Below are 25,841 nucleotides of genomic sequence, written 5' to 3'. Positions count from 1 at the left end.
TGCGGAGCACCGAACACCCACGAAGGAACGGGAATGCACACCGAGCAACGCCTCGTCGACGTCGCCGTCATCGGCGGCGGCGGCGGACAGGCCGGACTGGCCGCCGGGTACTTCCTGCGTCGCGCCAAGGCCGACTTCGTCATCCTGGACGACCACGACGGGCCGGGAGGGGAGTGGCCCCAGTACTGGGACTCCCTGCGCCTGTTCTCCCCGGCCTCGCACAGCATGCTCCCCGGCTGGTGGATGCCCGAGGAGGAGGGGCCAAGAATACCCCTCAGCCTCTCACGTGGCCTGGTACCTGGGCGAGTACGAACGCCGCTACGAGCTGCCGGTCCACCGCCCTGCCAGCGTGCGACGGGTCGAGCGGGCCGATGACCGGCTGCGCCTGGTGACCAACGGGGACACCTGGCTTGCCCGGCGGGTGATCAGCGCCACCGGCACCTGGCGGGCTCCGTATACTCCCGACATCCCGGGCCGGGACGTCTTCGCGGGCAGGCAACTCCACACCGTGGACTACCGCCGTCCCGGCGAGTTCGCTGGGCAGCGCGTGGTGGTCGTCGGCGGGGGCAACTCCGCCGCCCAGATCCTCGCCGAGCTGACCACGGTCGCACAGACCACCTGGACTACCTCACGACCGCCCCGGTTCCTGCCCGACGACGTCGACGGACGGGCTCTCTTCGCCATCGCCACCGGAACCCAGAAGGCAGACAACCAGGGAGGCCCGAAACCCAAGAGCATCGGCGACCTGGGCGACATCGTGGTCGTGCCGAGTGTGCGCGAGGCCCGCGAACGTGGTGCACTCAAGGCCGAGCCGATGTTCGACCGACTCACCCGCACCGGCGTGGCCTGGGCGGACGGCTCCGCCCAGGACTTTGACGTGATCCTGTGGTGCACGGGATTCCGGCCGGTTCTGAACCACCTCGAATCCCTGGGGATCGTGGGCGGGCAGGGTCGGGTCGCGGTGGAAGGGCCCCGAGCGGTGGCTGAACCCTGCCTGCACCTGTTGGGATACGGGGACTGGACCGGGTCAGCCTCGGCCACCCTCATCGGCGCGGCGCGCACGGCCAAGGCGACCGTCGCTCAGATCACCCGGGAGCTAGAGAGCGAGGCACGGCCCGAAACGGCGTGAGGTGCAGGGTGTTCAGTGCCACTGGAGAGCGCGCGCACCGCGCGCGGTGGCGCGGTAGACCCCCGGCATATCGGTGGGTTCGGCGTAGTAGGGACTCCAGGACCCACAGCAGCCGTCCGATGAGATGGGGCTAGCCGATCGGAGCGGAGCCACATCCAGGCAGGAGGTACAAACCAGACACGGCCGCCATCGCACGCAACAGCGTCCGGTTCCCCGATATGTGCGACAGTTGCTTCCGGTAAGGCGTGACTCGGACAGCCATCTTCCTATTCTCATGTGCCGGTGGACTGAGCGCGGCCGACGCTGTTGATAGCGTCGATGAGCAGCTTGGGGCGGGTGCCGATGGAGTTGCCGAAGATGGCGGTGACCGAGGCGGCCATGGCGATCATGGCCCACACCGGGTTGATGAGCCCGGTGGCGGCCAGCGGGACGCCGATGCCGTTGAAGGCGAAGGCCAGCACGACGTTGGCGCGGGTGCGCGCGTAGGAGCCCCTGCTGATGTCGCGGGCCCGCAGGACTGCTGAGACCTCGCCGCGCAGCAGCACGATGTCGGCGGACTCCACGGCGATATCGGTGCCCCCGCCCGCGGCGATGCCCACGTCGGCCTGCATGAGGGCGGGGGCGTCGTTGATACCTTCACCGACCATGGCCACCCGGACGCCACCTTGTTGCAGCTCGCGCACGATGGTCGCCTTGGCCTCGGGCCGCACACCAGCGTGTACCCGTTCGATCCCGACCTGGTCGGCGATATGGGCCGCGGCGCGCTCGTTGTCGCCGGTGAGCAGCACCGGCTCCAGCCCGGCGCGGCGCATCGCCGCGACCGCTTGGGCGGCGTCGGGACGCAGCTCGTCACCGAGCGCGAGCACACCCAAAGCGGTGGTATCGGCGGCCACGGCGATCACGGTGTGCCCGGCACTCTCCCACTGTTCGATGCGCTGGGCCAGTGGGGAGAGGTCGACGCCGTTGTCGGTGAGCAGTCCGGGACGCCCCACCACCACGGTGCGGCCGTTCACGGTGGCGCGCACGCCTGAGCCGGTCAGCGAGGTGAAGTCCGCGGCTTCGGGCACGGCCAGTTCGCGTTCGGTCGCGGCGGCCACGACGGCGCGGGCCAGCGGGTGCTCCGAAGGGTTCTCGGCGCCAGAGGCCAGGATGAGCAACTCCTGTTCATCGCCCACGGCCTCGATGCCCCGCACGGTGGGCTTGCCCTGGGTGAGGGTGCCGGTCTTGTCCAGGGCGATGCGCCGCACCAGGCGCAGGGTCTGGAAGGCTTCCCCGGTGCGCATGATGATGCCCGCATCGGCGGCGGCGCCGGTGCCGCGCACGATGGCCAGCGGTGCGGCGATCCCGACCGCGCACGGGTAACCCATCACCAGCACACTCAAGGAGGCGAAGACGGCGCGGCGCACATCCACTTCCCCGGCCAGGACCCAACTGCCCGTCAGCCAGCCGACCAGGGCCAGGGCGGACAGGGTCAGCACGGTGGGGGTGTAGACGCGCAGGACCTTGTCGACCAGGTGCAAGATGCCGGGTTTGAGGGCGCGGGCGTCCTCCACATGGCGCACCACCTGGGCCAGGAACCCCTCGGTCCCGGTGGCGGTGACCTCGATGAGCAGGCTGCCGGTGGTGTTGATCGCACCGCCCACGACCTCCTCGCCCTCTCCGCGCTCAGATGGGACCGGCTCCCCGGTCACCAGGGAGAAGTCGACGGCGGAGTGGCCCAAGACGATGCGCCCGTCCAGCGGAACGCGCTCGCCGGGGCGCACCCGCACCAGGTCACCCACCGCGACCTGGTCGAGGGCAACCTCGGACTCGGTGCCCTCAGCGGTCACCGTGCGGGCCAGGTCGGGCTGCAGGTCCAGCAGTTTCCGCACGGACTGGCTGGAGCGGGTCTTGACCAGCAGTGAGAGCCATTCGGAGAAGACGTGGTAGTTGACCACCAGCACGCTCACGGCGAAGAACGCCGCCGTGGGATAGCCGGGCAGTACGCCGCTCAGCCCGATGAGGCCGCCGGCGATACCGGCGAAGGCACCGGCTTCCAGCAGCACGTGCTGATTCAAGATCCCCCGGCGCGCTGACTGGTAGGCCATGCGCAGGATGTGCTGGGCGATGCCCAGCACAACGGCGAAGGCCAAAAGGGCGGCCAGCCAGCCGATCACCGGCCCCTCCAGCACGCCGGTGGCGCGTAGCCCCAGCGCGGCCACGCCGGGCGCGACGATCGCTGCGGTTCCAGCGGCCGCCGTGGCGGTCCCGGCCCGGCGCAGCAGCGCGAAGGACAGCGGCACCATCACCACGACCACCGAGGCGGGGACCAGTACCGACCAGATGCCGGTGACCTCGGCGATCAGCCCGATCGCCGTGAGAGAAGCGGCCACGGCCGCCAGCAGCCGACGGCCCTCAAAGAACAGGTCGGCCTCCTCGTCCTCGAACGGGCGCAGCTTGCGCGGGTCGTAGAGGTCATAGCCCACATCGCGCAGCGTGGACAGGATCTTCTCCGGATCCACCAGCTCGGGGTCGTAGTCGACCAGGGCTTGTTCGTGGGTCAGGCTCACCGCCACCGTGCCCACGCCGTCCATGCGCCCCAGCGCCTTTTCGATCGTGCCGGTGCACAGCGAGCAGTGCAGACCCGCGATCCGGGCCCGGATACGCCGATGCCCCGGCACGGTGCTGGGCTCGGAGCCCCACAGCCGCGGCTGCTCCTCGTTGACGGTGCTCATCTGTGCGACTCCTTCACGACCTCGAAGCCGGCCGTGCGGATGCGCTCGACCAGCCCCCCGTGCTCGGTCGAGGCGGGGTCGAGGCGGATCTCGACCCGCCCGCTCGCGTGATCGGCCGCCACTGCGCGTACCCCTTCCACACGTTCGAGCGCCTGCTCGATACGGCTGGCGCATCCGGAGCACGACATTCCCTGCACCTGCAGCACCACGGTTTCCATCAGCGCATCTCCCTGTGTTGACGTGCGGTTTTACCGTTCACCACATACGCTAGAACCTTGCCCGAGGGGCAAGGTCAAGGGTCGATAGCGTCGCAAAAAGGAGACCGTCGTGGAGATGACTGTGGGGGCCGCCGCCAAGGCCGCGGGGGTGAGCGCCAAAGCGGTGCGGCTGTGGGAGTCCAAAGGGTTGTTGCCCTCGGCCGAGCGGACCGGGGCCGGCTACCGGCTGTTCACCGACGCCGACGTGGAGGTGCTGTGCTTCATCCGCCAGGCCAAGACCCTGGGGCTGAGCCTGGCCGAGATCAAGGACGTCCTGGATTTGCGGCGTCGTGGTGATGTGCCGTGTGCGCGGGTCACCGGCCTGTTGGACGCCCACATCGCCGACATCGACCGCACACTCGCCGACCTGCGCCAGCTGCGCAGCACCCTGACCAGTGCGCGGCGCACCGCCCATGAGAACCACTGCCAGGGCACGGATGCCGCCATCTGCCAGATCATCGAAACCGCCCCCCGCGCCGGTTGAGGCTCCCACCCCGACGCGGGGAAACGACAACGGGGGCGTGGACCGCACGGTCCGCGCCCCCGCCTTGACGCGCGAGCCGACTCAGGCCGAGGCCATCTCCCGGCACGCCTGCGCGCAGCGCCGACACGCCGCCGCGCACTCACGGCACGCCTGGGCGTCGTACTTATCGCACTCCTGGGCGCACGCCTCACAGATCTCGGCGCACAGCAGACACACCCGCGCCGCCCACTGCGATCCCCGCGCCAGCAGCGTCACGCACAGCGCGCAGATCGCCGCGCAGTCCAGGCACAGCCGCGCGCACTGGGCCATCTCGGAGTCGTTGACGCAGCAGGTGTAGGCGCACGCCTCACACGCCTGCTGGCACTCGCTGCACGCGTCCACGCACGCCTTGTTGCGTTCCTCCACCGTTGCCACTGCCATGACCATCCCCTTTGACCATTGTTTTCGCTGTTCAACGCGGTCGCCTGCCCGCCGGTAGCGAAAGCGTGCCCACGCGCAGCCGATCACATCCGCACGCTAAGCCTCGATCCACCGGCCAGTGACCGTGTTGGGATGGGGATGACGCAAAAAGGTGCCTGCTGACCGGGGACGATGGGAGTTCTCACGCTTCCGTCCGACCCGATCAGCAAGGCACCTCGTAAGTGAAATCCTCCCACACCCCCGCGGCGATCTCCGCCGCGTTCGATGACCCCAACCTGATCGCGCACGCCGGGCTGGTCCCGGTAATGCGGCTGGCCCAGCGGTGCGGGCTCGCCCGCCTGGTGACGGAGAAAGTGAAACTGGGCGAGGCGAAGAACGGAGCGGGCGCGGCGGCCCACGCCAAGGTCACCAGCATCGTGGCGGGGATGGTCGCCGGGGCGGACAGCATCGACGACCTCGACGTTCTGCGCCATGGTGCCATGGCGACCGTGTTCGACGGCATCCGCGCCCCCTCCACCCTGGGCACCTTCCTTCGCGCCTTCACCCACGGCCACGCCCTCCAACTCCACGCCGTGCACCGCAGGTTCCTCGGGGAACTGGCCGCACACACCCCTCTGCTGCCCGGAGCCGACCACAAGGCGTTCATCGACGTCGACTCCACCCACAAACGCGTCTACGGCCGCACCAAACAGGGCGCTGAGTACGGCCGGTTCAAGGGCATCCGCACCCTGCACCCCCTGCACCCCCTGCTCGCCACCATCTGCACCCCTACCTCCCGACCGGTGATCGCCACCGTGCGGATGCGCCGCGGCAAAGCGGCCGACTCCCGCGGCGCGGCCAAGCTTGTCAGCGAGGCCCTGGCCACCGCCCTGGAGGCCGGCTGCACCGGCATGCGTGTGCTGCGCGCGGACTCGCAGTTCTACAACGCCGACGTGATCGCCGCGTGTGGCCGGGCCGACGCCCGCTTCTCCATCACCTGCGGCATGAACCCCTCCATCAGAGGGGCCATCGCCGCCATCGACGAGGACGCCTGGCAGCAGATCACCTACCCCACAGCGGTGCCCGACCCCGAAACCGGCGAACTCATCTTTGGCGCTGAAGTCGCCGAGATCGGCGCCTACGCCGCGTTCGCCAGCCGCAAGAAAGCAGAGCGGGTCACGGCCCGGCTGATCGTGCGCCGGGTCCGTGACCTGGCAAAACCCGCCCTCGTGGGTGAGCAGGGCGAGTTGTTCCCCGTCTGGCGCTACCACCCGTTCTTCACCGACAACCCCGCGCCGATGCTCGTGGCCGAGCGGGAGCACCGCCACCACGCCATCGTTGAGCAGGTCATAGCGGACAGCAAGCACTCTGCTCTGGCCCACCTGCCCTCGGGGCGCTTCAACGCCAACGCCGCCTGGCTCACCCTGTGGGCGATGGCCTACAACCTGCTGCGGGCCACCGGCACTCTGACCTCTACCTTCCATGCCAGGGCCACCACCGCCACCCTGCGCGCCCACCTGATCCAGGTCCCGGCCCGCCTTGCCTGCTCTGCACGGCGTATCACGCTGCACTTACCGCGTGGCTGGCCTTGGTGGCAGGCGTGGACGCAGCTGTTCGACACCGTGCACCGCCCACCCGAAGTGGCCTGAGAGCCGCTGCGCGACCCGCCCGCCAGGGCTCGACCGGAACCGAACTCGTGGAAAAGCTGGGCAGACCAGCGGATACCGCATGCCCAACCACAGCCGCCGCTTCGCACCTGGCTCACGAACCAGTCAGAAAGTCACTTTTGAACCACGTCGGTGGATCGAGGCTAAGCCCCTGTCCCCGGGGCAAGGTCAAGGACCGACACGGGCCAGCACTCCGCGGCAGGTGCCTGCGACGCGCAGCTCCTTGAGGTCGGGGATGTGGCCGTACAGCGTTTCCGGGCTCACTCCGAGCATCTTGGCGATAGAGGTCACTGGCTACTCGGGGTTGGGCTGCATGTCGAGGGCTACGGAGTGGGTGCCAGACCAGGGCCACTCACCGGTCCACAATGAGCCCCTCCACGGTCCGCACTTTGTTCAGCTCGGTGGATAGCGGTGGGCGGTGTTGCTGTCGGCGTGTCCCATCAGTCCGGCCACCCACAGGTCGGCCCGTTAGGCCGAGTGGCAGATCACCCGGAACCTTGGGCGCGAGGCACGGCTCGGGACGGCGTGGGGGGCGGGGTTTCAGTGCCACTGGAGAGCGCGCGCACCGAGTGCGGTGGCGCGGTAGACCCCTGGAACTTCGGTGGGTTCGGCGTACTCCAGGGACTCCAGGACCCACAGCAGCCGTGCGATGAGGTGGGCCCGTGCCGTGAGTGGAGTGCTGTGCCGCCACATGTCGGCGATGTCCTGGGCCGAGGCCGGTCCGTCGTCGCACAGGGTCCTCAGTGCCCGGCGCCTGGCCGCGCTGAGGTGGCGCAGGGAAACCGTCTTCTCCTCTTCCACGTTGTCCATCTCGGACATGGTGGCCTCTACCTGCCGCATGGTTGTCTTCTCTCTCTCACGTGAGTCGGTTCGGACGGGCCATGCGCGTGCGAGCGCTTCCGTCAGCGGCGTGCTCCGGCGAGAAGTCGTCGCACGACGTGGCGAGCGTCGCGTCCGACCCCGCGCAGGGTTGCCGAGGAGAAGCTGCGCTGGAACTCCAGCCCCACGTATCCCAGCCCTGGCACAGTGGTGGATATTCCGCCCCGGTGCAGCGGACGCCCACCGGAGTCCAGTGCGTCGGTCGAGGAGAGGTAGTCCAGGGCGGGCTGGTAGCCAGTGGCCAAGATGAGGGCGTCGGCCTTCTCCACGGTGCCGTCGGCCCAGGTGATCTTGTCACCGTCCAAGCGGGTGAACATCTCCCGCCGATCGGGGTTGCCCGAGGCGAAGGCCGCACGGTAGCGGCCGTCGTCGTTGACCAGGGTCGGGCCCTTCTCCCACACGCCGCGCAGCGGAGCGGCGTCCAGACCGCTGTGGGTGAACCACCAGTGGATGTCCCGGCCCAGGGGCCGCTGGTTCGCCCAGGACATCGGGGAACGGGTGGCCAGGCTCACCCGGGCCACGTCAGCGAGTTCCGCGGCGATCTGCACCCCGGAGTTGCCGCCGCCGACCACCACGACACGCTGACCGGTGAAGGACTCGGATGCACGGTACTCGGCGGCGTGCAGCACGGTGCCGTCGAAGTGCTCCAGTCCCGGTAGCTGGGGCCGGTGGGGTCGGGTGAACCCACCAGTGGCCGAGACCACCACCGAGGAACGCACGCGGGACCCGTAGGCGGTGGTGAGGAGGAACCCACTCCTGTCCTGTTCGACCTTCTGCACCCGCTGGCCGTAGCGCAGGTCCGCATCCAACCGGGAGGCGTAGTCGCGCAGGTACTTCACCACTTCGTCCCTGCGGGGGTAGTGCTCTGGGTCGCCCGGCATTGCACGTCCGGGCAGTGAGGAAAAGCGTGCGGGGGAGAACAGGGTCAAGCTGTCGTAGTAGTGCGACCAGGAGCCGCCCGGCTGGTCGGCCGCCTCCAACACGAGGGGCCGCACGCCTTTGCGCTTCGCGGCCCAGGCAGTGGCCAGACCTGCCTGACCGGCACCGATAACGATGAGGGGGACGTCTTCCATGACGGAGATTTCCTTCGTTCGTGTGCAGGCGAAACCTCGCACGGGGGAGCGCGCCGGGGCGATGGTCAAGAAGGAGTGGAGGGAACCTGTTCGCTCCTGGTGCGGGTGGCCAGGGCGATCAGCGCGCCGAGGGCCGCCAAAGCTCCCAGTGCCACGAACACCGCCGGATACCCGCCCAGCGGCCCGGCCAGTGCCGCGCCCGCCCAAGGCGCGACCGCGATGGCCAGCATGAGCGGGGTGTGCATGATGCCGTTGAGGGTGGCGTAGTGCCGGGTGCCCCACCGGTCGGCGACAGCGGTCGCCTGGAGGAGGGTGAGGATGCCGCGTGCCATGCCCGCCAGCACCGCCAGGGCCAGGACCAGCCCCCAGGGGCCCGGTACCAGTGCCAGGAGAAGGGTGGTCACGGAGCAGGCGGCCAGCACGGCCGCGGTGCGCGGCACCGGGCCGGTCCACCGTTCCAGGGGCGCGTAGACCAGGCGGCCAAGCACCTGTCCCACACCGCCCACACCCAGGGCCCAGGCCGCTTCCGTCGTGCCGAAGCCCTGTCCCTCCAGCAGGGGGACGATGTTGACCACGACCGCGAAGACGGTGAAGGACCCCAGGGCCAGAGCCGTCGTCAGAGCCCAGAACGCACGGCTGCGCAACACGGTGTCCACACTCCGTTCCCGGTCGCCTCTCTGCCCGCCGCCGTGGGGGATCCACTCCCGGGGCAGGGCGAAAGCGTGCAGGGGCACCACCACGGCGAGCAGTACGGCCGCGAGCACCAGATAGGCGCTCCTCCACCCCCAGGCCCCCTCCAGGAGCGCGGTCAGGGGAGCGAAGATCGTGCTGGCCAACCCGGCGACCAGGGTCAGCGCGGTCAGGGCCCACACCTTGCCTTCCCCGTACCAGTGGGTCAGGGCGGCGAAGGCCGGAGGATAGAACAGTCCGGCCATCGCGGCTCCGGCCACCAGCCAGGCGGCGGCGAACCCCCACACGTTCGGGGCCAGGGCGATGGCCGCCACGGCGGGAGCCGCGACCAGCGCTGCTGCCGTCATCGCCGGGCGCGGCCCCCGGGCCTGCACCCAGCGCCCCACCGGGACACCCGCCAGCCCCGCCATGACCTGGGACGCGGAGAACAGCGCGGTCACCGTGGTCAGCGACCACCCGGTGTCGGCGGTGATGCTCGGCGCCAAGACCGGGAATGCGTAGAACAGCACTCCGTAGCTGGTGGTGACGGTGACGCACAGGGCCCACAGGCCCCGGCGCGCACCGACCACGGTGGGTGCGGGCGCGCCGGAGACCTGGCCGGACAGAGGGGTCACGCGACCCGTTCCGGCTCGGGCAGCGCGCTCTCCTGGGGCGAGCCGCAGGAGCCGCCGCTCTCCGCGGCCGTGTCCGCTTCGTCGGACAGACCTCCTCCGCTGCAGACACCCGTCTCGGGCAGGACCAGTTCGACGCGGAGGGCGCCCTCGTGGTCGCCGACCAGGTGGGCCGCGATGCTGCGCACCTGCTCGTATCCGGTGAGCGCGAGGAAGGTGGGCGCGCGCCCGTAGGACTTCATCCCCGCCAGGAAGAACCCCTCCTCCGGGTGGGAGAGCTCCCTCGCGCCGTGCGGGTAGACGGTGCCACAGGAGTGGACGTTGGGGTCGATGAGCGGGGCCAGCTCCACCGGCGCCTGGAGGGCCGGGTCCAGGCCAAGCCGGATCTCGGAGAGGAAAGACAGGTCGGGACGGAACCCGGTCAGCGCCACGACCTCGTCCACCGGCTCCAGTTTCCGGCCGTCCTCACCGGTCAGGACCAGGCGCTCCTGTGCCAGGCGCACCTCAGCGGTGCGGAATCCGGTGACCACATCGAGATGCCCGGCCTCGACGGCCTGGCGGGCGCGCTCGCCGAGGGCGCCGCGCGCGGCGAGCTGGTCGTCCGAGCCTCCGCCGAAGGCATCGCCGATCTCACCGCGGCGCAGCACCCACACCGCCTTGGTCCCCGGGTTCTCCTCGGCCAGCGCGGCCAGGGAGACCAGGGCGGTCAGCGCCGAGTGGCCGCTCCCGACGACGGCCGTGGTGCGTCCGGCGTGGCGGGCCCGGGTGCTCGCGTCGCCCAGGTCCGGGACGCGGTGGGTCAGGTGTGCGGCCGCGTCGGTCTCGCCCAGGGCGGGCAGGCCGTCGCCGCCCACCGGGTTGGGCGAGGTCCAGGTGCCCGAGGCGTCCACGACGGCGCGGGCCAGGACGCGCTCCTCCCCCTGGGCGGTGCGGATGCGCACCGTGAAGGGCTGCGCGTCGCGGTCGGCGTCGACCACCCGGTCCCGGCCCAGGCGGCTGACCCCGGTGACTTCCGCGCCGAAGCGGACCCACTCGCCCAGGGCCGCGGCGAGCGGGGCCAGGTACGACTCGACCCACTCCCGCCCCGTCGGATATCCATCATCGGCCGGGCGCTGCCACCCGGCGGCGGTGAGCAACTTTTCCGCGGCCGGGTCGACCAGGTCGCGCCACATCGAGAACAGGCGCACGTGCCCCCATTCGGCCACCGCGGCCCCAGCTCCCGCTCCCCTCTCCAGGACCAGGACCGGGACTCCCTGCTCGGTCAGCTCCGCCGCCGCCGCGAGTCCCACCGGACCCGCACCGATCACCACGACCGGACGCTCCTCGACCATGACACACCCTTTCATCGATTGGTGTCTATGGAACGAGACTTTATCGATGCTCGCCTATGGACGCAAGCATAGATCTTCGTCGATAATGGCGGTATGACCGTGATGCCGCTCGAACACACCGCTCGCCGCCTCCCCGTGGCCGAGGCTGAGACCTACGCTGCGTGGTTCGCCTGCCTGGCCGAACCCACCCGCGTCCGCCTGCTGCACGTCATCGCCACCACCCCGGGGTCGATCAGTGTGGGAGAGCTCGCCGAGACGGTCGATATCCGCCAGCCCACCGTCTCCCACCACCTGCGCAAGCTCGCCGACGTCGGCTTCGTCACCCTGACCAAGGTCGGCACCTCCACCCGCGTGGCGATCAACCCCGCCTGCTGCACAGGGCTGCCGCACGCCGCCGACATCGTCATGGGCGTCCTCAGCGCCCGCCCCTGCTGCCCCACCGACCTGCCCGCCGACGTCACCACCCGAGCCATGACCGACGACGACCTGGGGCCGGTGCGGGAGATCTACGCCCAGGGCATCGCCACCGGCGACGCCACCTTCGAGACCGAGGCCCCCGACATCGAGGCTCTGAGGAGCAAGTGGCTCGCGGGGCACCGCTGGGTCGCCGAGGCCGACGGCAGGGTGGTCGGCTGGGCCGGGGCCTGCGCCGTGTCAGCGCGCGATGTCTACGCGGGGGTCGTCGAGACCTCCGTCTACGTCGCCGAGGACGCACGCGGGCGGGGCGTGGGCAAGGCGCTGCTGTACCGACAGGTCATGGAGGCCGACGACACCGGACTGTGGACGCTCCAGACGTCGATCTTCCCCGAGAACAAGGCGAGTTTGGCCCTGCACCACCAGGCGGGCTTTCGCACCGTCGGCGTACGCGAGCGCATCGCCCAGCACCACGGCCGCTGGCGCGACACCGTCCTGCTGGAGCGCCGTCACGTCGCCGAGGGAACCGGCCCGGGCGCCGTGCCGTGCGCCGACGGCTCCACCGGTGCCCCCGCATGATTCCTGCACCAGCTCCGCCGCCCGCTCCCGACCCGGAGAAGACGCTCGTGCCCCCCACTCCGGACTGGGTGTACGAGGCCCGCCAAGCACACGTCAAGGACATGGCCGTACTGCCCAGACCCGATCTGGCACAGGTGCGCGACCTCGTGATCGCGGGTTTGCCTGTGCGGCTGTACGTGCCCGACACCACCGCCCACCTGCCGGTCCTGGTCTACTTCCACGGTGGGGGCTGGATCCTCGGCGACGTCGAGTCCTACGATCCGGCCGCCCGCACCCTGGCCCTGGCCTGTGGAGCAGCCGTGATCTCGGTGGACTACCGCCGCCCTCCCGAACACCCCTTCCCCGCAGCGGTGGACGACGCCGAAACCGTGGTGCGCTGGGTAGCCACTGAAGCGGGAACTCTCGGCCTGGACGCCTCCCGTGTGGGCGTCGCAGGTGACAGCGCGGGCGGACAGATCGCCGCGGCCACCGCGCTCCGGCTGACCGCCAGCAGCGACGCACCGCGACTGGCCGTGCAACTGCTCATCTACCCGGCACTCGACCTCACAGCGGCACCCTCCACACCTGAGGGAAACCCTTCCGCCAACGACCCGACAAGAAGACTGCTGGAGCAGATGTTCACCCTCTACCTGGGCGATACCGACCGCACCCGTCCCGAAGCATCCCCGCTCCTGGCCTCCGACCTGGAAGGCTTACCGACCACCGTCGTGGTCACCGCCGAACACGACCTCCTACGCGGCCAAGGCGAGCAATTCGCCCGCCGAACTCTCGCGGCCTGTGTGCCCACTTCCCTCGTCTTCGGCCGCGGCCTCGCACACGGATTTCTGGGGCGCGAGCCTGATCTGAACTCCCCGGCCTCCGCCGCCAACCGCGCTGCTCAGCATGTCCGCGAAGCACTGACGGCAGAACCTGACCGCACCAGGTGACCCACCTGTTCTCGCTGGATGCCCTCCTGCCCGCCAAAGCCGCCGCCTGGTGCGCCTGTCTCGCTCTGGCGTGCGGCGCCGACCTACCCGCCCAGCCGGTGCGCGTCAGGCGGGCGGACACCGAGGCGGCGGCTTCCTCGTGACGGACCCTCGCGAGGAAGAAGGCTCTGCCGGTCCAGCGGCGCAGGCAACGCGCTGATCACCCGGGAGCTTGCGGGGGAGTCCTCCTGTCGAGTGAGCGGTTGCCCCCGTGGTGCGAGACCTCCGCCGATCTTCGTTCACCTTGGGTGCTCGCGCATGCGCGCGCCGCTGACCTGTGGGTCCGTTGTCCACGAGGGAAATCGGTCTTTCCAGTCAGGTACCCGCCCCGTTCACCTTGGATTCACTTAGACACATTTACATACGTCTTGACGTCATAGTTCGAGATGGCGGGCTGGTTGAACTCAAGATGAGGGGCAAGGTTGTGACCAAGCACAAGCGCGCGTTCGTTGGCGTCGCGGGAGCGACGGCACTGGTGGCCGCGCTGACCGCCTGCGGTGGAAACCAAGGCGCCGACGCGGGTGACGGTGACGGACTGTCCGGCACGGTCAACGTGGACGGCTCCAGCACGGTCGGACCACTGTCGACTGCGGCGGCCGAGTTCTTCCAGGAGGAGAACCCGGGTGTGCAGGTGACCGTGGGCATCTCCGGTACCGGCGGCGGTATGGAGAAGTTCTGCAACGACGAACTCGACGTCACCGGCGCCTCCAGGCCCATGGCCGAGGACGAGGCCGCCAACTGTGAGACCAACGGTGTCACCTACGAGGAGTTCCACGTCGCCAACGACGCCCTCACCGTCGTGGTCAACAAGGAGAACGACTGGGCGACCTGCCTGACGGTCGAGCAGTTGCAGGAGATCTGGGAGCCGGACTCGCAGGTCACCAACTGGAACCAGGTCGACGACTCCTTCCCGGACGAGCCGCTGGAGCTGTTCGGGGCCGGTACCGACTCGGGCACCTTCGACTACTTCACCGAGGCCGTCAACGGTGAGGAGGGCGCCACCCGCACCGACTACGCCCCCAGCGAGGACGACAACGTCACCGTTCAGGGCGTGTCCGGCAGCCCGGGCGGCATGGGCTACTTCGGGTTCTCCTACTTCGAGGAGAACGCCGAAAATCTCAACGCGGTGGAGATCGACAACGGTGAGGGCTGTGTGGCGCCGAGCGTGGAGGCCGTCCAGGACAGCTCCTACGCTCCGCTGGGCCGTCCGCTGTTCATCTACCCCACGGCCGCCGCGCTGGAGCGGCCCGAGGCGCTGGCCTTCGTGGAGTTCTTCGTCGCCGAACACGCACAGATCGCCGAGGACTCCTTGTTCATCCCGCTCAACCCCGAGCAGGAAGAGGAGCTCAACGCCGACCTGGAAGCGCTGAAGGAGAGCGCCAACTCATGACGGACACGTCATCGAGGACCGCCGCAGCGGCGCAGCCGCTGCGGCGGTCCCGCCCGCGTTACGGCGAGACCGCCATCCAGGTCCTGCTGGCGGTCGCCGCCCTGGTCTCGGTCGCCACGACCGTGGGCATCGTGGGCTCTCTGGTGCCCACGACGGTGGAGTTCTTCCGCCAGGTCAGCTGGCAGGAGTTCTTCTTCACCACCGAATGGACGCCCCTGTTCGCTGACCCGTCCTACGGTGTGCTGCCGCTGGTGAGCGCCACGTTGCAGATCACGGTGATCGCGCTGTGCGTGGCCATCCCCGTGGGTCTGGGCGCGGCCGTGTACCTGAGCGAGTACGCCCACCCGCGCACCCGAGCCATCGTCAAACCGGTCCTGGAGGTGCTGGCTGGCGTCCCCACGGTGGTGTACGGGTTCTTCGCCCTGCGGTTCATCACCCCGTTCCTCCAGGAGCACTGGCCCTGGGCCGAAGGACCGCAGGTCTTCAACGCGCTCGCGGCCGGACTGGTGATGGGCGTGATGATCGTGCCCACCGTCGCCTCGCTGTCCGAGGACGCGATGAGCGCCGTCCCCGCCGGGCTGCGCGAAGGCTCCTACGCTCTGGGCTCCTCACCCCGCCAGGTCGCCACCCGCGTGGTCGTCCCCGCCGCGTTCTCGGGGATCGTCGCTGCCTTCGTGCTCGCGATCTCGCGCGCGGTCGGGGAGACCATGATCGTCGCCATCGCCTCGGGAGGACAGCCCACCCTGACGCTGAACCCGCTGGAGGGCATGCAGACGATGACCGGGTTCATCGCCGCCGCCGGGACCGGTGACCTGCCCATCGGCTCCCTGAGCTACCAGACCATCTTCGCCGTGGGCGCCCTGCTGTTCGCTATGACCTTCGTCATGAACCTGCTCAGCGCGCGTCTGGTGCGCAAGTACCGGGAGGTGTACGAATGACCGCCACCGTCGAACCTCGCACCGGCACACCCGCACCGGACACCGACCTGCGGCGCAGGGGCATCCGCTGGGCCGACCTGGTGTTCGCTGTGGTGTTGCGGGCCTGCGTGATCGTCGCGGTCCTGTTCCTGGCCGTCCTCATCGGCTACGTCATCATCGAGGGCTGGTCCCGCCTGGACCTTCGCCTGCTCACCAACTTCGCCTCGATTCGCCGACCGGAGACGGCCGGAGCCCAAGCCGCTCTGTGGGGCACCATCTGGCTCATCGGGCTGGTCGCCCTGTTCTGCCTGCCCACCGGGGTCATGGCGGCCATCTACCTGGAGGAGTACGCCAAACCCAACACCTGGTACAACCGGATGCTGGAGCTGAACATCTCCAACCTGGCGGCCGTGCCCTCCATCGTCTACGGCATCCTGGGCCTGGGCATCATCGCCCGGATGCTGGGACTGGGGTTCACCCTGGTCACCGGCGCCCTCACCCTGTCACTCCTGGTCCTGCCGGTGGTGATCATCGCTTCCCGCGAGGCGATCCGCGCCGTGCCCTCCTCACTGCGGGAGGCTTCCTACGGCCTGGGCGCCACCCGGTGGCAGACCGTCTGGCGCCAGGTGCTGCCCGCGGCGGTCCCCGGCATCGCCACCGGCTCCATCCTCGCCCTGTCCCGCGCCGCCGGAGAGGCCGCCCCACTGCTGCTGTTGGGCGGGCTGACCTTCGTCTCTTTCAACCCCGACGGCCTGCTCAGCCAGTACACGGCTCTGCCCATCCAGATCTACGGGTGGATCGCCCAGTCCCGTGGGGAGTTCCAAGCTCTGGCCTCGGCCGGGATCGTGCTGATGCTCGTGGTGATCCTGGTCATGAACTCCGCGGCCATCTTCATCCGCAACCGCTACCAGAGGAACTGGTGAGAATCCCATGACCACCACGTCCGCACACGGCGTCGCGACCAAGGCCCCGGTCACCCGCGTTGTCTACGACCGCGACGTCCCCGATCTGGGCAACCCCGTCTTCGAGATCACCGGCCTGTCGGTGTACTACGGCGAGTACCAGGCGGTACGCGACGTCAACCTCAAGGTCGGCCCGCGCCAGATCACCGCGATGATCGGCCCCTCCGGCTGCGGCAAGAGCACCGTGCTGCGCACCCTCAACCGGATGAACGACCTCATCCCCGGCGCCCGTGTCACCGGGACCGTGCGCTACCACGGCCATGACCTGTACGCCTCCGACATCGACCCGATCGAGGTGCGCCGCCGGATCGGCATGGTCTTCCAGAAGCCCAACCCGTTCCCCAAGTCGATCTACGACAACGTGGCCTACGGCCCCCGAGTCAACGGTGTCCGCAAGGGGCTCGACGACATCGTCGAGGAGGCCCTGATCAAGGCCGCCCTGTGGGACGAGGTCAAGTACAAGCTCAGGGAGAGCGCCTTGGCCCTGTCGGGCGGTCAGCAGCAGCGGCTGTGCATCGCGCGCACCATCGCGGTCAACCCCGACGTGATCCTGATGGACGAGCCCTGTTCGGCGCTCGACCCCATCGCGACCCTGCGCATCGAGGACCTGATGAACGAGCTGGCCAACGAGTTCACCATCGTCATCGTCACGCACAACATGCAGCAGGCGGCCCGGATCTCCGACCGCACGGCGTTCTTCACCGCCGACGTCGACGAGGCCGGGGAACGCCACGGCCGCCTGGTGGAGTACGACATGACGACCACCCTGTTCAACAAGCCCGCGAACAAGCGCACCGAGGACTACATCACCGGCCGCTTCGGGTAACCGGCGACCACAAGCACACAGATCCGGCAAGACCCGCACAGAAAACCTGGAGGTCGGTATGCCCGTCCGTACTGTCACTCTGACCGACCGGTCCCCGGCACGGTGCCACGCCCAGGTGCGCCCTCCCGAGTCCGGTCCCGTGCGTGTCCTGCTGGTGGAGTCCGAAGCCGAGATCTCGCACGGGCTGGTGCTGGATCTGGGTTCCCAGGGCATGGACATCGGGGTATGTACCGACAGCGCCCAGGCTCTGCTGCGTATCGGTATGGCCAGCCCCGACATCCTGGTTGTGGGGACCGACGTACCCGGTCTTCCCCTGGAGGCGCTCATCGTCGCGGTGCGCGCGGTCCTGGACATCCCGGTCATCATCGGCGTGCAGGACCACGATGCCGAACGCGCGGCCCGGGCCCTGGGCGCGGGCGCCACCGCCTGTGTCGCCCGCCCCTACCGGGTCCTTGAACTCGCCGCCATGATCCACGCCGCCCGCCCGGGACGCGCGCTCCGTGCGGAGGCGAGCGCCCCCGGTGTCGTGCGGGCGGGCATCCTCGAACTCGATCCGCACGGCTATCAGCTGCGTGTGTGCGGACGTCGGATCGACCTGGCGCTGCGTGAGTTCCAGCTCATGAAGTACCTGGTCGATCACGCCGGGCTCGTGGTGACCAGGGAACAGATATGGCGCGAGGTCTGGAACAGGGACCAGCCCATGGTCAACAACACCATCAGCGTGCACGTACGCCGCCTGCGCGACAAGCTGAGAAAGACCGAGGCCGGACACAGGTACATCCACACCATCCGCGGGGTCGGCTACCGCCTCGACGTCGACGCGGCCTGATGACAGGTCCCGGCATCCGCCCGCCTACAATGCACGTGTGGATCGGACGCATCTGGATGAACGCTCGGACGAGGCCGTCTCAGCGCCACCGCCTTACCCCGGTGCGGAGTCCGCGTACTCGCCGGAACGGGCGGACGATATCGCTGCCCTACTCAAGGCCGCCGCCGACCCCACCCGTCTGCGCCTGCTGCACGCCATCGCCACCGCCCCGGGCGGACAGGCGTACGTACAGGACCTGGTGGCCACGCTGGAGATCAGCCAGCCCACCGCCAGCCACCACCTCAGGAAGCTGCTCGACGCGGGTCTGCTCGAACGCCGCAGGGAAGGCAAGCGTTCGTGGTACTCCCTGTCCACAAACCACGGATCCGCCCTGCGTGACCTGCTGGGCCTGTCTGACCCCTCCACCTGAGGCACGCGAATCCCTCCAGGAACCGGCGCAGGAAAGTGACCATCCGATGAGTCCGCAGCCCCACGACGGGCCGACCCCGCAGCGAACCCTGGTTCCGCTTCCGATCGGCACGGCCAACCGACTGTCCGCCCAGCTCAAACTCCTCGCCGATCCCGTGCGGCTGCGCCTGTTCAGCCTGACGGTGACCGGCCCGAAGGAGGGCGTGGCCGTCAGGGACCTCGCCGCCTCCTTCGACCTGACCGACCCCACGGTCAGCCACCACCTCAAGGTCCTGACGGACGCGGGCCTGATCGAGCGGCACAGGGAGGGCAACCACACCTTCTACACCGCCACCCCGGCCGCGACCCGCCTGCACGGCGTTCTTCCCCGGCTCGTCTGCGCTGACGACAAGGACGGACAGGAGCCGACCCTGCGTGACGCCCTCGAACCCCTGCGAGCGCAGCAGCCCGGTGAGACCACCCGGAGAGGGCCGTCCCCCGCCCCTCTACCGGGGGTTCTGGACCCGCACGACATCCTCGCCCGGGTCCAGGAGCGGCTGACGATCCGCTTCACCGGCATCTTCTCGCCCGAGACCGTCCGCCGCTGCCTGACCGACTCCTACGAGAAGCTCTCCCACAGCGCCGCCGTGACCGCGCACCTGCCCGTGCTCACCGAACGCTTCGCCGCCGAGCGCCTGGCCTCTATCGCCCAGGTCCAGGGGCAGCTCGCCAAGCCAGTGCCAGAGGTGTTGTTCGTGTGCGTGCACAACGCGGGCCGCTCCCAGATGGCGGCCGGGCTCCTGCGCCACCTGGCAGGGGAGCGGGTACACATCCGCTCCGCCGGATCGCTGCCCCGGTCCGGGATCGACCCGGGCGTGTTCGAGGCCATGGCCCAGATCGGCATCGACCTGCGCACCGAGTTCCCCAAACCGCTCACCGACGACGTGGTCCGGGCCGCCGACATCGTGGTGACGATGGGCTGCGGAGACGCCTGTCCGGTCTACCCGGGCAAGCGCTACCTGGACTGGGACATCGCCGAACCCTCCGGGCAGCCCGCGGCGGCCGTGCACAGGATCCGCGACGACATCGACCAGAAGGTACGGGAGGTGCTCCTGCCCGCCCTCCTGGGGACGTGAGCCCGCCAGCGGTCTGAGCGGAGCCAGGGGTGAGGATCTCGCACACTGCGAGGAGTGCACCGTAGCCCTGGCAGCCGGGGCGGCTCAGTCGCAGGGGCGCCGGAGCGTGCGCGCCTGTTTCGCTCGGGTCGCCAGCGCGGTGATGTCCGCGGCGAGCGCGGTCAGGGCCTCGGGCCGCAGACCGTAGTAGGTGAACCTGCCGTGGGCCTGGGCGAAGACCAGTCCCGCCTCGCGCAGGATGCGCAGGTGATGGCTGATGGTGGACTGCCGGGAACCGGTCTCCTCGACCAGGTGGCAGGTGCACATCTGCTCGGTGGAGAGCAGCTGCACGATCCGGGCCCGTAGCGGGTCCCCGAACAGCTTCACCGCCACCACCGCGGGATCGCCTCCGCTGTCCGGTAGGGGTTCGTCGGTGGTCTCGGTGGTGTGGCTGTCGGCTGGCATCAGCATGCTTCGATGTCACCATTCCGCCGCGCCACAGTCAATTCCGCCTCTTTTGACCTGTACGACTGGCCTGAGTTCATGCGTCGTCGACATCACTGTTGGGACAGCTCCCAGATGGAAGCGACAGGCGCTCAGCGGCAGGAACGAGATGGCTCAGAGCTACGCACAGCAGGATGATCCTCGCGAATGTTCCCGCTGGCCAGTCCGGGCGATCAGGCCGATGTGCTCGCGTGTTTTAGGGCTGATCGTCGGGGCCGGGCCCCAGGGCTCCGGCAAAGTCGGGTTGTAGGGATGTGACCTGCTTCTTCGTAGGGCGAACAAGCAGAAGCGGGCGTGTCCGACCCGGTTGGATGGAAGTTCTTCACGCTTTCGCCCAACCGAGGAACACGCCCGCGAATGTCATCGTCTCACCCCGGCGAGCTCATCGTCGAACCCGTCTCACGCCAGGACCACCTGATCCAGGTCCTGGCAGGTGTGCCCGACCCGCGCAAACCCCGCGGACGACGCCACACCCTGGCCGCGCTGATCGCCGTGGCCGTCTGCGCGACCCTGGCCGGAGCCAAAGGGTTCACCGCCATCGGCCAATGGGCCACCGAGACCACCACCCACACCCTCACCGCCCTGGGCATGGTCCGGGGAGCCGCCGACGAGGCGACCTTCCGCCGCACCTTCGCCCGCCTGGATGCCGACCTGCTCGACCAGGTGCTGGGCGCCTGGTCCGCCACCCGCCTGGCCGTGATCAACGGATTGCGCATCATCTCCTTGGACGGCAAGACCCTGCGCGGTGCCCGCACCGGCACCGAAGGGGCACCGCACCTGGTCGCTGCCTTGTGCGGCACCACCACCCTGGGACAGGTCACGGTCCAGACCAAGAGCAACGAGATCCCCGCAGTGCGGGAACTACTCCAGTTCATCGACATCGCGGGTGCTGTCGTCACCCTCGACGCGATGCACACCTGCACCGATACCGCCAACACCATCCGGACCGGGGGCGCCCACTACGTCTTCACCGTCAAGGCCAACAACAAACACCTCTACGCCCAGCTCAAGAAGGTGCCGTGGAAGCACGTGCCCGCACACACCACACGCGATACCGGGCACGGCCGCAAAGAGACCCGCACGATCAAGACCGCCCAGGTCCCGGCATGGGTCACCTTCGAGGGTGCCGCCCAGATCGCTCAGCTACGCCGCACCACCTGGCGCAAGAAGTCCAAGGGCTCACCCAAACGCAAGAGCGTGGAGGTCGTCTACCTGATCACCTCGGCCGACCACCGCGTTGCGCCTGCGTTGGTGCTGTCCGGGTGGGTGCGCCAGCACTGGGGGATCGAGAACAAGCTCCATCACGTGCGGGATGTGACCTATGAGGAGGACCGTTCCCAGGTGCGCACGGGCAGCGCTCCGCAGGTCATGGCGACCCTGCGCAACACCGCGATCGGACTGCTCAGAGCAGCCGGGTTCGACAACATCGCCGAGGCCAACCGTCACATGATCCGCGACGAGGCTCGCCCGCTCAGACTCCTACAGACCTGACTTTGCCGGAGCCCTGGGTCGAGCAGTGGTACAACGTGACGCCGATGCGGACCACCGCCAAGCAGCGGCAGTACATGCGCGAGCACCAGGCGCAGCAGGCGGTGTTGCGTCAGCAGCGTCAGGCGCAGATGGAGAAGGCCGAGGCCAAGCAGAAGCTGATCAAGGCCGCGACCGGGTTGGCGCAGTTGGTGGCCGACGAGCTCGGTATCACCGCGGGGTTGGAGTGTTTCACCACCGGTGATCTGGGTGCGTGTGGTGAGACCGCGGTCAACGTGGCGTTGATGTTCGTGGGCGGGTTGCCGGCCAAGATCGCCGCGAAGTACGGGTTGCGGTGGGGTAAGGCCGCGGAGTTGGGGCGCAGGATCTCCGCTCTGGGTGGTGAGTTGATCGATGGGATCAAGGGCCTGAATCGGGCCAATAAGAAACTTGAGAATATCTCGGAGGCTTCCTCCAGCAGCTGTAACAGCTTCGCTCCGGGCACGGCGGTGGTGATGGCCAACGGGTCGCCCAAGCCGATCGAGGACGTCGACGTCGGTGAGAAGGTCCTGGCCACCGACCCGGAAACCGGGGAGCAGTCGGTTCGGACGGTGTTGGCCACCATTGTGGGCTCGGGGGCCAAAGCCCTGGTGCAGATCACCATCGATCCGACCACCGAACAAGACGCCCCTGAAGGGGACGAAACAGGTTCTGAGGAATCTGGGGGTGTTCCCGGCCCGGTGGTGGCTGGGGACGTGATCGTGGCGACCGATGGTCACCCCTTCTGGGTTCCGGACCTGGGCGTGTGGGTGGACGCGATCGACCTGGCCCCGGGTATGTGGTTGCAGACCTCGTCCGGGACCTGGGTGCAGGTCTCCGCGATCCAGGCCTGGACCCAGAGCGCGACGGTCCATAACCTGACCGTGCAGGGCGTCCACACCTACCACGTGGCCACGGACTCGCTGGATGTCCTCAACCATAATATTGGGGGAAGAAGAGGTGGATATGGTGAGTCTTGCGGCCTCTTCCATCCTGGCCCTAATGCCGCGGAAAGCATTCCCGCCAGAGATAAAGGGAGGAATTGGACTAGTTCTGAAAAGTCGGAGATGAATAGAATTGGCGATACCTATGGGTGTCACACGTGTGGAGTGAAAAATTCCGGGTATCCGTCGGGGACTTGGGTCAAAGACCATCAGCCAGTCTCCACTTTCATTGATGGTGATACTCCTCAAGTTTTGTTGCCGCATTGTAAGTCGTGTAGTGGTCAGCAGGGGCGTGCGTCGGCGCAAATGCAGAGAGACAAAATTAACCCGTACAGAGATCTTTAGATTGTGATTGTATGTCTGATGGTGGTGTCAATGGTGTTCCGGTTGAGTGGATAGGGACGCTTGGTGGGCCGTTGATCGTAATTCCTTGTGATCTTTTGGAATCGTGGAATGGGTCAGAAGATGGGGATTATGAAAGGGCGTGTAAGGTTGAATCGTACGCTGGGGTAATTTCTGTTGGCGGGGGCGAGGCCCTTGTTCTAGGGGGCACTCCAGATTTGACTGCTTATATTCCTTACCATCGATCATTTGTTCGATGGGGGGCGGCTGAGTCAGAGGAGCAACTGCTGGGCCTGCTGGAAATTAAGGATTCCGAACTTAGTGAAGTATGGTCAGGGTACTGGTTCTGTCAAAGTAAGCCGTGGATGCTCGATGCTGTCTGGTCTGGTACTGAGGTGGATGAATATATCGAACTCCCCTTTTGTCCCGGTAGATATTTGGTTCGCGTGTTTATTGTTGAAGGCGAAGCTTCGGCGGCTATTGTAAAAATGGAACTTTGTTCTTGATCTTTAGAGTTCATTCCGTTTTGGTGAACTTATGGTGCTGATCTTTGAGGTGCGTATTGGCGGGTGAGAGGCCCCGGCGTGTCATAAGAGCTCATCTCATTTGGATCCTCGGTGGTCTGGCCCAGTGTCGATGGTTGAGCGGTTGGTGCCGGACGGATTGTGGGAGCTGTTCCAACGGGTGGTGCCCGAGGCGCCCACTCGGCCTCAAGGCGGTGGGCACCTCGGGCACGGGGATCGCGAGGTATTGGCCGCGATCATCTTCGTCGCCACGACCGGCTGTACTTGGGCTCAGCTCCCACCGGTGTTCGGCCCCTCCGGGCCGACTGCGCATCGGCGTTTCACCGAGTGGAGTCGGGCTCGGGTGTGGGCGAAGCTGCACCGCCTGGTCTTGGATGAACTCGGTGCCCGTGGTGAGCTGGACTGGTCTCGGTGTGCGGTCGACTCGGTGAACATGCGTGCTCTCAAAAGGGGGACCTGACGGGTCCGAATCCTGTCGATCGGGGCAAGAAGGGCGCCAAGATCCACTTGATCACCGATCGAACCGGGCTTCCGATTTCCATGGCGATCTCGAGTGCGAACCTGCACGACAGCCAGGCGCTGCAACCTTTGATTCGCGCAATACCGCCCATCAGGTCCAGGCGAGGCCGCAGGCGGCGCAAGCCGGGCAAGCTCCACGGTGACAAGGGATACGACTACAACCACCTGCGCCGATGGCTCCGAGAACGCGGAATCGTCCATCGTCTGGCCCGCAAGGGTGTGGAATCCTCCCAGCGGTTGGGGCGACACCGCCGGCAGGTCGAGCGCGCCATGGCCTGGCTGTCCGGATGCCGCCGTCTCCATCGTCGCTACGATCGCAAAGCCGAACACTTCCTCGCGTTCGACGGCATCGCCTGCACGTTGATCTGCTTCCGCAGACTTACCAAATGAGACGACCTCTAAGGCATGGAGGCCACCCCGAATCCCCGTACCCCTGAAGAACCACGGCCCCGGCGTAGTTTTCCTTTGAGCTGTTCTGCACCGTTTTGATCTGGCCGGTTGCAGGACGAGCGCGACTTCTGATGATCTTTCAGGTCTCTACGCCAAAAGATCGTCACAGGAGTCGCGCTCGTGCCCCTATCTTCGCCGATCCCCCCTGCCGTTGGCCAACTCACGGACCTCGCCCTGTGGGAAGCCGAACTCACCACCGACCCAGCAGCAGCGGAGTCCGAGCTCCTGCGCAGGCTGCGGCAGGTCCCGGACCAGCGCAACAGGCAAGGCCGACGCCACACCCTCGCGGTGATCCTGGCACTGACCGCGTGCGCCACGCTCGTGATCGGCGGTGACTCGATCACCGCGATCTGGCAGTGGGCAGCCCGCGCCCCGCAGGCGAAACTGGCCCGTATCGGCGCCCGGTACGACCCACTCACCGGCCGCTACCTCCTACCGAGCGAGCGCACCTTCCGGCGCGTGCTCACCCATCTGGACACCAACGCCCTGGACACCGCCACCTGCGGATACACCACAGACTTCGCGCGTGGCACCGTCCCCGCGCCCGAGATCCCCCACGCCCCGGGACCGGCCGAGCGCGAACAGCGCCGCGCCGCCCAACGCTTGGCCGAGCACCCGGTACCGGACGGGCTGTTGTGCGCCACCGCCCTGGACGGCAAGGCCCTGGCCGGTGCCCGCACCGAGAACGGGCGGGTCTTCCTGGTCGGCGCGATCGACCACACCAGCGGCGCGGTCCTGGGCCAGGCCCAGGTCGGCGACAAACGCGGTGAGGGGGAGGCCGCCCGTGCCCTGCTCACCCGACTCGACCTGCCCGGACGGGTATTCACCCTGGACGCGCTGCACACCACGCAGAAGACCGCCCGCCTGATCACCGGCCCTGTGGGCGGCCACTACGTCCTGATTCTCAAGGGCAACCAGCCCCTCGCGCACGCCGCCGCCCAGATACTGCTCAGGGGCACGGACTCCGACTTCGCTGAGAGCACTGCGATCGATGACGACCGCGGGCACGGCCGCACCGAACGGCGCACCCTGCGCACCGCACCCGCCGACCACACCCTCTTCCCCGGCGCGTCCCAGGTCTTTCGCCTGCGCCGTGACACCGGCAACCTCGACGGCGAGTGGGCCGGCAAGGAGATCGTCTTCGGTCTCACCAGTCTGCCGCCCGACCTGGCCGGGCCTGCCCACCTCAACCATTACGCCCGGTCCCACTGGACCGTGGAGAACAAGCTCCACTGGGTGCGAGACGTCACCTTTGGAGAAGACAACTCCCAGGTCAGGTCCGGTACAGCACCCCGAGCCCTGGCGAGCTTGCGCAACCTGGCGATCAGCACTATCCGCCTCGCCGGGCGCGCGAACATCGCACACGCCCGCCGCGACCTCCTGCGCCACGAGGACGCCTTCGCCGTCTACGGCATCTGACCAACCAGCACGGAA

The 25,841-nt window shown here is 68.2% G+C and carries 24 protein-coding genes and 1 pseudogene; 17 read left to right on the top strand and 8 right to left on the bottom strand.

The genetic code is table 11. The features are described from left to right. Positions 1–33 precede the first annotated feature (33 nt). Positions 34–1,129: pseudogene (locus tag ACWGKS_RS22120) on the top strand (ArsO family NAD(P)H-dependent flavin-containing monooxygenase). A gap of 272 nt (positions 1,130–1,401) precedes the next feature. Here ACWGKS_RS22120 and ACWGKS_RS22115 read toward each other — a convergent pair. Both ACWGKS_RS22115 and ACWGKS_RS22110 read right to left on the bottom strand, forming a co-directional pair. Next, the gene (locus ACWGKS_RS22115; protein WP_452523807.1) at positions 1,402–3,843 is read right to left on the bottom strand and encodes a heavy metal translocating P-type ATPase; all 2,442 of its coding nucleotides are present in this window, start codon (positions 3,841–3,843) and stop codon (positions 1,402–1,404) included. Next, a complete protein-coding gene (locus ACWGKS_RS22110) occupies positions 3,840–4,061 on the bottom strand; it encodes a heavy-metal-associated domain-containing protein (RefSeq protein WP_452523805.1) in 222 nt (73 codons plus the stop codon). The genes ACWGKS_RS22115 and ACWGKS_RS22110 overlap by 4 nt, the downstream gene beginning before the upstream one ends. A gap of 115 nt (positions 4,062–4,176) precedes the next feature. Between ACWGKS_RS22110 and ACWGKS_RS22105 the strand changes: the two genes are divergently transcribed. Then, positions 4,177–4,584, top strand: coding sequence for a MerR family transcriptional regulator (locus ACWGKS_RS22105; RefSeq protein WP_452523961.1), 408 nt, complete (start codon positions 4,177–4,179; stop codon positions 4,582–4,584). Between the two features lie 81 nt (positions 4,585–4,665). Here the strand turns inward: ACWGKS_RS22105 and ACWGKS_RS22100 are convergent, their stop codons facing one another. Then, complete coding sequence (locus ACWGKS_RS22100) at positions 4,666–5,004, bottom strand: four-helix bundle copper-binding protein (RefSeq protein ID WP_452523803.1); 339 nt, start codon at positions 5,002–5,004, stop codon at positions 4,666–4,668. A gap of 221 nt (positions 5,005–5,225) precedes the next feature. Between ACWGKS_RS22100 and ACWGKS_RS22095 the strand changes: the two genes are divergently transcribed. Next, the gene (locus tag ACWGKS_RS22095; protein WP_452523802.1) at positions 5,226–6,632 is read left to right on the top strand and encodes an IS1380 family transposase; all 1,407 of its coding nucleotides are present in this window, start codon (positions 5,226–5,228) and stop codon (positions 6,630–6,632) included. A gap of 558 nt (positions 6,633–7,190) precedes the next feature. On the opposite strand, the gene ACWGKS_RS22090 is transcribed toward ACWGKS_RS22095, so the two are convergent. From ACWGKS_RS22090 to ACWGKS_RS22075, 4 genes are all read right to left on the bottom strand, one after another. Beyond that, positions 7,191–7,490: a hypothetical protein gene (locus tag ACWGKS_RS22090; RefSeq protein WP_452523800.1), complete on the bottom strand. Its 300-nt coding sequence runs from the start codon at positions 7,488–7,490 to the stop codon at positions 7,191–7,193. 62 nt (positions 7,491–7,552) lie between these two features. After that, positions 7,553–8,602, bottom strand: coding sequence for a flavin-containing monooxygenase (locus ACWGKS_RS22085; protein WP_452523798.1), 1,050 nt, complete (start codon positions 8,600–8,602; stop codon positions 7,553–7,555). A gap of 65 nt (positions 8,603–8,667) precedes the next feature. Continuing rightward, entirely contained in the window at positions 8,668–9,906 is a 1,239-nt protein-coding gene (locus ACWGKS_RS22080; protein ID WP_452523796.1) for an MFS transporter, read from the bottom strand. Continuing rightward, on the bottom strand, positions 9,903–11,234 hold the full coding sequence (locus tag ACWGKS_RS22075) for an FAD-dependent oxidoreductase (RefSeq protein WP_452523794.1): 1,332 nt from the start codon (positions 11,232–11,234) through the stop codon (positions 9,903–9,905). The genes ACWGKS_RS22080 and ACWGKS_RS22075 overlap by 4 nt, the downstream gene beginning before the upstream one ends. A 93-nt stretch (positions 11,235–11,327) precedes the next feature. On the opposite strand from ACWGKS_RS22075, the gene ACWGKS_RS22070 reads away from it, so the two are divergent. From ACWGKS_RS22070 to ACWGKS_RS22030, 9 genes are all read left to right on the top strand, one after another. Beyond that, entirely contained in the window at positions 11,328–12,227 is a 900-nt protein-coding gene (locus tag ACWGKS_RS22070; RefSeq protein WP_452523793.1) for a helix-turn-helix domain-containing GNAT family N-acetyltransferase, read from the top strand. A 47-nt stretch (positions 12,228–12,274) separates the two neighbouring features. Continuing rightward, entirely contained in the window at positions 12,275–13,153 is an 879-nt protein-coding gene (locus ACWGKS_RS22065; protein ID WP_452523791.1) for an alpha/beta hydrolase, read from the top strand. A 463-nt stretch (positions 13,154–13,616) separates the two neighbouring features. After that, positions 13,617–14,582: a PstS family phosphate ABC transporter substrate-binding protein gene (locus tag ACWGKS_RS22060; RefSeq protein ID WP_452523789.1), complete on the top strand. Its 966-nt coding sequence runs from the start codon at positions 13,617–13,619 to the stop codon at positions 14,580–14,582. Continuing rightward, positions 14,579–15,520: a phosphate ABC transporter permease subunit PstC gene (pstC, locus tag ACWGKS_RS22055; RefSeq protein ID WP_452523787.1), complete on the top strand. Its 942-nt coding sequence runs from the start codon at positions 14,579–14,581 to the stop codon at positions 15,518–15,520. The genes ACWGKS_RS22060 and pstC overlap by 4 nt, the downstream gene beginning before the upstream one ends. After that, on the top strand, positions 15,517–16,422 hold the full coding sequence (gene pstA, locus ACWGKS_RS22050; protein WP_452523785.1) for a phosphate ABC transporter permease PstA: 906 nt from the start codon (positions 15,517–15,519) through the stop codon (positions 16,420–16,422). Before pstC ends, pstA begins: the two co-directional genes overlap by 4 nt. Before the next feature lie 7 nt (positions 16,423–16,429). Continuing rightward, positions 16,430–17,287 carry a phosphate ABC transporter ATP-binding protein PstB gene (gene pstB, locus ACWGKS_RS22045; RefSeq protein ID WP_452523783.1) on the top strand — a complete coding sequence of 286 codons (858 nt, stop codon included), beginning with the start codon at positions 16,430–16,432 and terminating at the stop codon, positions 17,285–17,287. Positions 17,288–17,345: 58 nt separating this feature from the next. Then, positions 17,346–18,116 carry a winged helix-turn-helix transcriptional regulator gene (locus ACWGKS_RS22040; RefSeq protein WP_452523781.1) on the top strand — a complete coding sequence of 257 codons (771 nt, stop codon included), beginning with the start codon at positions 17,346–17,348 and terminating at the stop codon, positions 18,114–18,116. Between the two features lie 37 nt (positions 18,117–18,153). Continuing rightward, entirely contained in the window at positions 18,154–18,525 is a 372-nt protein-coding gene (locus ACWGKS_RS22035; protein WP_452523779.1) for an ArsR/SmtB family transcription factor, read from the top strand. A 46-nt stretch (positions 18,526–18,571) separates the two neighbouring features. Next, positions 18,572–19,639 (top strand): metalloregulator ArsR/SmtB family transcription factor, encoded by a 1,068-nt coding sequence (locus ACWGKS_RS22030; protein WP_452523777.1) that lies wholly within the window; start codon positions 18,572–18,574, stop codon positions 19,637–19,639. Between the two features lie 84 nt (positions 19,640–19,723). On the opposite strand, the gene ACWGKS_RS22025 is transcribed toward ACWGKS_RS22030, so the two are convergent. Then, on the bottom strand, positions 19,724–20,089 hold the full coding sequence (locus tag ACWGKS_RS22025) for an ArsR/SmtB family transcription factor (protein ID WP_452523775.1): 366 nt from the start codon (positions 20,087–20,089) through the stop codon (positions 19,724–19,726). Positions 20,090–20,479: 390 nt separating this feature from the next. On the opposite strand from ACWGKS_RS22025, the gene ACWGKS_RS22020 reads away from it, so the two are divergent. From ACWGKS_RS22020 to ACWGKS_RS22000, 5 genes are all read left to right on the top strand, one after another. Then, positions 20,480–21,613: an ISAs1 family transposase gene (locus ACWGKS_RS22020; RefSeq protein ID WP_355015922.1), complete on the top strand. Its 1,134-nt coding sequence runs from the start codon at positions 20,480–20,482 to the stop codon at positions 21,611–21,613. A 2-nt stretch (positions 21,614–21,615) separates the two neighbouring features. After that, entirely contained in the window at positions 21,616–22,917 is a 1,302-nt protein-coding gene (locus ACWGKS_RS22015; RefSeq protein ID WP_452523773.1) for a polymorphic toxin-type HINT domain-containing protein, read from the top strand. Between the two features lie 11 nt (positions 22,918–22,928). Further along, positions 22,929–23,420, top strand: a complete 492-nt coding sequence (locus ACWGKS_RS22010; RefSeq protein ID WP_452523771.1) for an Imm21 family immunity protein — start codon at positions 22,929–22,931, stop codon at positions 23,418–23,420. A 130-nt stretch (positions 23,421–23,550) separates the two neighbouring features. Then, a protein-coding gene (locus tag ACWGKS_RS22005) for an IS5 family transposase (protein ID WP_452523959.1) occupies positions 23,551–24,347 on the top strand; the annotation gives its coding sequence in 2 pieces (ribosomal slippage) (positions 23,551–23,887 and positions 23,887–24,347; 798 coding nt in all). A 180-nt stretch (positions 24,348–24,527) separates the two neighbouring features. Continuing rightward, complete coding sequence (locus ACWGKS_RS22000) at positions 24,528–25,826, top strand: ISAs1 family transposase (protein ID WP_452523769.1); 1,299 nt, start codon at positions 24,528–24,530, stop codon at positions 25,824–25,826. Positions 25,827–25,841: the final 15 nt, after the last annotated feature.

Source organism: Nocardiopsis sp. NPDC055879 (assembly GCF_053615935.1).
Note: the sequence above shows the minus strand (reverse complement) of the source record. Positions and strands in the feature narration are given on the sequence as shown.

Excerpts from the sequence above, each read along its gene's own strand:
- ACWGKS_RS22010 (WP_452523771.1), top strand. The coding sequence starts at position 22,929 with ATGTCTGATGGTGGTGTCAATGGTGTTCCGGTTGAGTGGATAGGGACG.
- ACWGKS_RS22100 (WP_452523803.1), bottom strand. The coding sequence starts at position 5,004 with ATGGCAGTGGCAACGGTGGAGGAACGCAACAAGGCGTGCGTGGACGCG.
- ACWGKS_RS22085 (WP_452523798.1), bottom strand. The coding sequence starts at position 8,602 with ATGGAAGACGTCCCCCTCATCGTTATCGGTGCCGGTCAGGCAGGTCTG.
- pstA (WP_452523785.1), top strand. The coding sequence starts at position 15,517 with ATGACCGCCACCGTCGAACCTCGCACCGGCACACCCGCACCGGACACC.
- ACWGKS_RS22110 (WP_452523805.1), bottom strand. The coding sequence starts at position 4,061 with ATGGAAACCGTGGTGCTGCAGGTGCAGGGAATGTCGTGCTCCGGATGC.
- ACWGKS_RS22105 (WP_452523961.1), top strand. The coding sequence starts at position 4,177 with ATGACTGTGGGGGCCGCCGCCAAGGCCGCGGGGGTGAGCGCCAAAGCG.
- ACWGKS_RS22020 (WP_355015922.1), top strand. The coding sequence starts at position 20,480 with ATGTCATCGTCTCACCCCGGCGAGCTCATCGTCGAACCCGTCTCACGC.
- pstC (WP_452523787.1), top strand. The coding sequence starts at position 14,579 with ATGACGGACACGTCATCGAGGACCGCCGCAGCGGCGCAGCCGCTGCGG.
- ACWGKS_RS22040 (WP_452523781.1), top strand. The coding sequence starts at position 17,346 with ATGCCCGTCCGTACTGTCACTCTGACCGACCGGTCCCCGGCACGGTGC.
- ACWGKS_RS22115 (WP_452523807.1), bottom strand. The coding sequence starts at position 3,843 with ATGAGCACCGTCAACGAGGAGCAGCCGCGGCTGTGGGGCTCCGAGCCC.
- ACWGKS_RS22090 (WP_452523800.1), bottom strand. The coding sequence starts at position 7,490 with ATGCGGCAGGTAGAGGCCACCATGTCCGAGATGGACAACGTGGAAGAG.
- ACWGKS_RS22030 (WP_452523777.1), top strand. The coding sequence starts at position 18,572 with ATGAGTCCGCAGCCCCACGACGGGCCGACCCCGCAGCGAACCCTGGTT.
- ACWGKS_RS22070 (WP_452523793.1), top strand. The coding sequence starts at position 11,328 with ATGACCGTGATGCCGCTCGAACACACCGCTCGCCGCCTCCCCGTGGCC.
- ACWGKS_RS22075 (WP_452523794.1), bottom strand. The coding sequence starts at position 11,234 with ATGGTCGAGGAGCGTCCGGTCGTGGTGATCGGTGCGGGTCCGGTGGGA.
- ACWGKS_RS22025 (WP_452523775.1), bottom strand. The coding sequence starts at position 20,089 with ATGCTGATGCCAGCCGACAGCCACACCACCGAGACCACCGACGAACCC.
- pstB (WP_452523783.1), top strand. The coding sequence starts at position 16,430 with ATGACCACCACGTCCGCACACGGCGTCGCGACCAAGGCCCCGGTCACC.